The organism is Halobacillus massiliensis, from assembly GCF_900166625.1.
GTDB classification, from domain to species: Bacteria; Bacillota; Bacilli; order Bacillales; family Halobacillaceae; genus Halobacillus_A; species Halobacillus_A massiliensis.
The window spans coordinates 4,142,685-4,149,058 of sequence record NZ_LT800499.1; the positions used below are offsets into that span (position 1 = coordinate 4,142,685).

Annotated in this window: 5 protein-coding genes, 10 tRNA genes, 1 rRNA gene and 3 other annotated features; of the genes, 1 reads left to right on the forward strand and 15 read right to left on the reverse strand. The window is 46.8% G+C overall.

Translation table 11 applies throughout. The annotated features are described in order from the left end of the window. Positions 1–8: 8 nt before the first annotated feature. Positions 9–665, reverse strand: coding sequence for an anti-sigma factor family protein (locus B7E06_RS20495; RefSeq protein ID WP_082235725.1), 657 nt, complete (start codon positions 663–665; stop codon positions 9–11). A gap of 13 nt (positions 666–678) precedes the next feature. Continuing rightward, entirely contained in the window at positions 679–1,242 is a 564-nt protein-coding gene (sigW, locus tag B7E06_RS20500) for an RNA polymerase sigma factor SigW (protein WP_082235726.1), read from the reverse strand. A gap of 139 nt (positions 1,243–1,381) precedes the next feature. Between sigW and B7E06_RS20505 the strand changes: the two genes are divergently transcribed. Next, a complete protein-coding gene (locus tag B7E06_RS20505) occupies positions 1,382–1,567 on the forward strand; it encodes an aspartyl-phosphate phosphatase Spo0E family protein (RefSeq protein ID WP_245807783.1) in 186 nt (61 codons plus the stop codon). Positions 1,568–1,580: 13 nt separating this feature from the next. Here B7E06_RS20505 and rocF read toward each other — a convergent pair whose 3' ends face one another. From rocF to rrf, 13 genes are all read right to left on the reverse strand, one after another. Continuing rightward, positions 1,581–2,483, reverse strand: a complete 903-nt coding sequence (rocF, locus tag B7E06_RS20510) for an arginase (protein WP_082235728.1) — start codon at positions 2,481–2,483, stop codon at positions 1,581–1,583. Positions 2,484–2,570: 87 nt separating this feature from the next. Then, complete coding sequence (locus B7E06_RS20515) at positions 2,571–3,092, reverse strand: HAD-IIIA family hydrolase (protein ID WP_082235729.1); 522 nt, start codon at positions 3,090–3,092, stop codon at positions 2,571–2,573. A gap of 103 nt (positions 3,093–3,195) precedes the next feature. After that, positions 3,196–3,271, reverse strand: a tRNA-Ala gene (locus B7E06_RS20520). Positions 3,272–3,277: 6 nt separating this feature from the next. Next, a tRNA-Gly gene (locus B7E06_RS20525) sits at positions 3,278–3,352 on the reverse strand. 25 nt (positions 3,353–3,377) lie between these two features. Beyond that, a tRNA-Lys gene (locus tag B7E06_RS20530) sits at positions 3,378–3,450 on the reverse strand. 95 nt (positions 3,451–3,545) lie between these two features. Next, positions 3,546–3,620, reverse strand: a tRNA-Gln gene (locus tag B7E06_RS20535). A gap of 60 nt (positions 3,621–3,680) precedes the next feature. Beyond that, positions 3,681–3,766, reverse strand: a tRNA-Tyr gene (locus B7E06_RS20540). Between the two features lie 19 nt (positions 3,767–3,785). Then, positions 3,786–3,861, reverse strand: a tRNA-Thr gene (locus B7E06_RS20545). 4 nt (positions 3,862–3,865) lie between these two features. After that, positions 3,866–3,941: transfer RNA gene (locus B7E06_RS20550), tRNA-Val, on the reverse strand. Between the two features lie 4 nt (positions 3,942–3,945). Next, positions 3,946–4,020: transfer RNA gene (locus B7E06_RS20555), tRNA-Glu, on the reverse strand. 18 nt (positions 4,021–4,038) lie between these two features. Then, a tRNA-Thr gene (locus tag B7E06_RS20560) sits at positions 4,039–4,110 on the reverse strand. 3 nt (positions 4,111–4,113) lie between these two features. Next, positions 4,114–4,188: transfer RNA gene (locus B7E06_RS20565), tRNA-Asn, on the reverse strand. A 15-nt stretch (positions 4,189–4,203) separates the two neighbouring features. Then, a 5S ribosomal RNA gene (gene rrf, locus B7E06_RS20570) occupies positions 4,204–4,317 on the reverse strand. Between the two features lie 76 nt (positions 4,318–4,393). After that, positions 4,394–5,263, reverse strand: a sequence feature (23S ribosomal RNA rRNA prediction is too short). 1 nt (position 5,264) lies between these two features. Continuing rightward, positions 5,265–6,000 (reverse strand) — a sequence feature (23S ribosomal RNA rRNA prediction is too short). A gap of 75 nt (positions 6,001–6,075) precedes the next feature. Beyond that, positions 6,076–6,271: a sequence feature (23S ribosomal RNA rRNA prediction is too short), on the reverse strand. Positions 6,272–6,374: the final 103 nt, after the last annotated feature.

Here is a 6,374-nt window from a genome sequence, read left to right on the forward strand (position 1 = left end):
GGTAGATGTTATTCTTCAGAATCCGAACCGAAAGAGAAAACATCGGATGCAAATTCTTTTGTATGGTACCACATCCACTCAAACACCTGATTCACTTCATTAATTTCGCCACTTGCGTAAGCCTGGTAATTCTCTCCATTAGCCAGCGGGCCATTATGCTCCTCTGTGATGAGATCACCATTAATCAAGGTCACATCTCCATCTATTCTTCCATCTATTCTAAGATCTCCATTTCTCACAACTAAGTCACCCTGGACGGTAACTCCTTCGGGAACAATTACTGTATCCTCCTGTATGATAAGGTTTTCTTGCTTAGATACCGTTACCTGCTGATCCTGTTCCCAAACAGATAAGATTCCGGTGAACATCATAAGGAAGAAAACAGCAGCTGCTGTGATGAAGGGATGCTTTTGTAATGTACGCATAAAGCTTTTTCTTTTCTTTTCCTTCGGCAGGCTGCTCATCACTTTTGCTGTGAAATGATCTGGAGCAGGCAGTGAATCTACGTTATTAATTAATGTGATCGACCGTTTCAATTCATGAAAATGAGTCTGACAAGCTGGGCAAGCCTGAAGATGGTCTCGCAGTCGTCGTTCTTCTTCTGTATTTAAATCGCCATCCAAGTACTTGTGCATAAGTACCGAAGCTTCCTTTTTGCAGTCCATTCCCTCAACTCCTTTACACATGTCGAAGCCTTTTTCTCAAGGCTTCCCGGCCCCGGTGCACTCTTGTTTTAACCGTTCCCACAGGAATCTCCAACACATCGGCTATTTCCTGCAGCGACAGTTCATCTAAATATCTTAAAACAATTACACTTCGATATTTAGGTGGTAAAGCCAGCATCTCATTCTGAATGTAATTCTGGAGCTCCAGGCTTTCCACTTCTTCCTCCGGCAGTGCTTGATCTATAGCTAACTGAGAGTACATATCCAGGCCATCTGTCCCTTTTACTTCAGCATCAAGATAGTAATCCGGCTTTCTTTTTCTCAGCCAGTCTATGGTAAGGTTCGTAGCGATGCGGTAGAGCCAGGTCGAGAACTTGCGGCGCTCATCATATCGATCTATATTTGTGTAAGCCCGTATAAAGGCTTCCTGGGCCAAATCTTCAGCTTCGGCTGAGATGCCGACCATTCGATAGCAGATATGATATACCTTATTCTGATAAAAGGTAACAATATCCTCAAACGCGGAAGGATCGCCCTTTTTGAGCTCTTTTATTTTTTTCTCTATCATCTTTTCCATATCCTAATACCTCCGCTGACTATGCGGTGTTACCTATACGTATAGATCCGCAATAAGGTTTCAATTTTTTTATAATTATGTTTATCAAGCAGAAAAAAAGGTAATAGAAGAACCATTGAGGTCTATGGAGGTGAAAGTATTGAGCACGGAAAGGAAACTTCTAAATGAAATTGAAAACTGCAGATATGAAATGACCCGTTTAACTGAAAAGTATTCCTTAACATCTAAACACGTCGTTTATGTAAGTGCAAAATTAGATCGGCTGATGAATGAATATGAGAAGAATAGAGCTCAGCAACCGTCCATGCAAAAGGTCAGCTGCTGATATGTTTTAAACATTATTTTAAACTCTCACCTAGTAGTGAGCCCATTAAGCCAACCGCCATATTTGCCGTTTTATTTTTTTCATCAAGGATCGGATTGACTTCAACAAACTCTGCAGATGTGATCATTTGAGATTCAGCTAACATTTCCATTGCTAAATGACTCTCACGATAGCTTAGACCGCCAAGGACCGGTGTCCCGACACCTGGTGCTTCATTAGGGTCAAGCCCGTCCAAATCCAAACTTAAATGTACCCCGTCTGTGCGATCCTTTAAATAATTTATTGTTTCTTCCATAACTGCAGGCATACCCATTTTATCAACTTCATGCATACTATATACTTTTATCCCTTTTTCCTTAATTAATTCTTTTTCACCGGCATCTAGTGAACGTGCTCCAATAATTACAATGTTCTCCGGCTTTACTTTAGGAGAATAGCCCAGTATATTTGTAAGTTTTTCATGTCCAAGTCCCAGGCTTGCAGCCAGCGGCATTCCATGAATATTACCAGACGGAGAACTCTCTCCTGTATTTAGGTCTCCATGTGCATCATACCAGATAACCCCTAAATTTTTGAAGTGTTTGGAAATTCCCGCAAGAGTTCCCATCGCAATACTGTGGTCTCCTCCAAGAACTAATGGAAAGTTCCCCTCTTTCATAACTGCATCCACTTTTTCAGCTAACCTAAGACTCCCTTCAGCAACTTCAGTGAGGTTTCTTAAATTATCCTCTTTTTGCTCGCTTTGACGCTTAGGACGCGAGATCTCTATGTCCCCCAGATCCTCAATTTTTAAATCAAGCCGTTCAAGTCTTTCCATAATTCCTGCGTAGCGAATAGCGCTGGGTCCCATATCAACTCCACGACGATTCTGCCCCAAATCCATAGGAACTCCTACAAGTGATATCTTCTTTTTCATCGAATCTCCTCCTTTAGCCTATCTTCTTTCATTGTAGACGTTTTCACAGAAATGACTCAACTGGACATGTTTGTGTATATATATACGCTAAAAGCAAGTGATAATTTTTCTTATCGCTTGGTTGAGGTCCGCAGCTATGAGTGTTTCTTTATAGGTTTTAGGGTCATTTTCTATATACACTGCCTCTTCTTTACCTGCCCCAGTTAACACAAGAATGCTTTTAGTTCCTGACCGGTTTGCAGCTTGTATATCTTTAAAGCGATCGCCGATCACCCAGCTTTCTTTCAAATTAAGGTGATAATCTTTACGAGCCTGATCAATCATACCCGTTTGAGGCTTTCTGCAGGCACATCCTTCTTCAGGAGAATGCGGGCAGAGATAGACATCATCCATACCAAAACCGTATAATTCATTTTTGAATGCCTGTTTTGTTGATTGTCCTTTTGAAATTCCCGGCTGATTAGTAAACGAAAAAACGAAAAAACCGTTACTTTTTAAGAGCCTAATATGCTCTTTTGTTTCCGGATATAACGCAAAGCTTCCTGGATACTCAATTTCTTCACTTCCGCCAAGTGTACCGTCACGATCAACAAAAACAGCCTTCCTCATTTTATAGACTCCTTTATTTTTTTGGTTATAAATCTCCTTAACATGAAAAAGGCTGACATCCTAATTGATGTCAGCCTAATAGTGAAGTAATTCTGATTATGTATGGTGGAGCCTAGCGGGATCGAACCGCTGACCTCCTGCGTGCAAAGCAGGCGCTCTCCCAGCTGAGCTAAGGCCCCGAGCAATGGAGCGGGAGACGGGATTCGAACCCGCGACCCCCACCTTGGCAAGGTGGTGTTCTACCACTGAACTACTCCCGCACTCTCATGCGTAATAAGTGAAAAGTGAGCCATGGAGGGCTCGAACCTCCGACCCTCTGATTAAAAGTCAGATGCTCTACCAACTGAGCTAATGGCTCGCAATATAAAAAGTGATAAGAAAATCCTCAATCGGAATGATTTTGAACATAAGAAAAACCTAGCCGCATATTAAGCTAGATTGAAGTTGAAATAATGGCTGGGCCAGCTGGATTCGAACCAGCGCATGACGGTACCAAAAACCGTTGCCTTACCGCTTGGCTATGGCCCAATGATGATATTAAGTATTATAACCATATCCAACTTGTTTATTCCATCTTTTATAAATAAATGGTGGAGGGAGTAGGACTCGAACCTACGAACCCGATGGGAGCGGATTTACAGTCCGCCGCGTTTGGCCAACTTCGCTATCCCTCCAATATTTATATGGAACAAATGGTGCCGGCCAGAGGACTTGAACCCCCAACCTACTGATTACAAGTCAGTTGCTCTACCAATTGAGCTAGGCCGGCGAAATGGTGGAGGATGCAGGGCTCGAACCTGCGACCCCTTGCTTGTAAGGCAAGTGCTCTCCCAGCTGAGCTAATCCTCCAGAATGGTGACCCGTACGGGATTCGAACCCGTGTTACCGCCGTGAAAGGGCGGTGTCTTAACCGCTTGACCAACGGGCCATTAATATTGTTCTTCAGAGCTTCCAGCCGGATTTGAACCGGCGACCCCTTCCTTACCATGGAAGTGCTCTACCACTGAGCTATGGAAGCAAGTGGCTCCACAGGTAGGATTCGAACCTACGACCGATCGGTTAACAGCCGATTGCTCTACCACTGAGCTACTGTGGAATAATGAAGCTATAGACGAGGCAGCGTCCTACTCTCACGGGGATAAACCCGACTACCATCGGCGCTGAAGAGCTTAACTGCTGTGTTCGGCATGGGAACAGGTGTGACCTCTTCGCTATCGCCACCTCATCGTATGAAGGGTAAACCTTCAAAACTGGATAAGACTGCTTTCTATCAAACCACGAAAGAATTAAAAGATAAGTCATCGATTGATTAGTATCTGTCAGCTCCACGTGTCACCACGCGTCCACTTCAGACCTATCGACCTCATCGTCTCTGAGGAATCTTACTAACTTATAGTTAGGGGAAATCTCATCTCAAGGGGGGCTTCATGCTTAGATGCTTTCAGCACTTATCCCGTCCACACGTAGCTACCCAGCGATGCTCCTGGCGGAACAACTGGTACACCAGCGGTGTGTCCATCCCGGTCCTCTCGTACTAAGGACAGCTCCTTTCAGATTTCCAACGCCCACGACGGATAGGGACCGAACTGTCTCACGACGTTCTGAACCCAGCTCGCGTACCGCTTTAATGGGCGAACAGCCCAACCCTTGGGACCGACTACAGCCCCAGGATGCGATGAGCCGACATCGAGGTGCCAAACCTCCCCGTCGATGTGGACTCTTGGGGGAGATAAGCCTGTTATCCCCGGGGTAGCTTTTATCCGTTGAGCGACGGCCCTTCCATACGGTACCGCCGGATCACTAAGCCCGACTTTCGTCCCTGCTCGACTTGTAGGTCTCGCAGTCAAGCTCCCTTGTGCCTTTACACTCTGCGAATGATTTCCAACCATTCTGAGGGAACCTTTGGGCGCCTCCGTTACTCTTTGGGAGGCGACCGCCCCAGTCAAACTGCCCACCTGACACTGTCTCCGGACCGGATCACGGTCCTGGGTTAGAATGTCCGTACAGCCAGGGTGGTATCCCACCAGCGCCTCCACCGAAGCTAGCGCTCCGGCTTCTCAGGCTCCCACCTATCCTGTACAAGCTGTACCAACATTCAATATCAGGCTACAGTAAAGCTCCACGGGGTCTTTCCGTCCTGTCGCGGGTAATGCGCATCTTCACGCATAGTATAATTTCACCGGGTCTCTCGTTGAGACAGTGCCCAAGTCGTTGCACCTTTCGTGCGGGTCGGAACTTACCCGACAAGGAATTTCGCTACCTTAGGACCGTTATAGTTACGGCCGCCGTTTACTGGGGCTTCGGTTCAACGCTTCGCCTTACGGCTAACGCATCCCCTTAACCTTCCAGCACCGGGCAGGTGTCAGCCCCTATACTTCGCCTTACGGCTTCGCAGAGACCTGTGTTTTTGGTAAACAGTCGCTTGGGCCTTTTCACTGCGGCTCCTCGGCAGAGGAGCACCCCTTCTCCCGAAGTTACGGGGTCATTTTGCCGAGTTCCTTAACGAGAGTTCTCCCGCTCACCTTAGGATTCTCTCCTCGCCTACCTGTGTTGGTTTGCGGTACGGGCGCCATCCTTCCTCGCTAGAGGCTTTTCTTGGCAGTGTGAAATCCGGAGCTTCGGTACTCAATTTCCCTCCCCATCACAGCTCGACGTTGCCGGACGGATTTTCCTATTCCGACCGTCTTGCTGCTTGGACGCACGCTTCCAATGGTGCGCTCTCCTTATCCTCCTGCGTCCCCCCATCACTCAAATGGAAGGAAGGCGGTACAGGAATATCCACCTGTTGTCCATCGCCTACGCCTTTCGGCCTCGGCTTAGGTCCCGACTAACCCTGAGAGGACGAGCCTTCCTCAGGAAACCTTAGGCTTTCGGTGAAAGAGATTCTCACTCTTTTTTCGCTACTCATACCGGCATTCTCACTTCTAAGCGCTCCACCAGTCCTTACGGTCTGACTTCACAGCCCTTAGAACGCTCTCCTACCATTGATCCATCCGGATCAATCCGCAGCTTCGGTGGTGTGTTTAGCCCCGGTATATTTTCGGCGCGGAGTCACTCGACCAGTGAGCTATTACGCACTCTTTGAATGGTGGCTGCTTCTAAGCCAACATCCTGGTTGTCTAAGCAACTCCACATCCTTTTCCACTTAACACACACTTAGGGACCTTAGCTGGCGGTCTGGGCTGTTTCCCTCTCGACCATGAACCTTATCACCCATGGTCTGACTCCCAGAACAAAGTCTCTGGCATTCGGAGTTTGACTGAATTCGGTAACCCGGTAGGG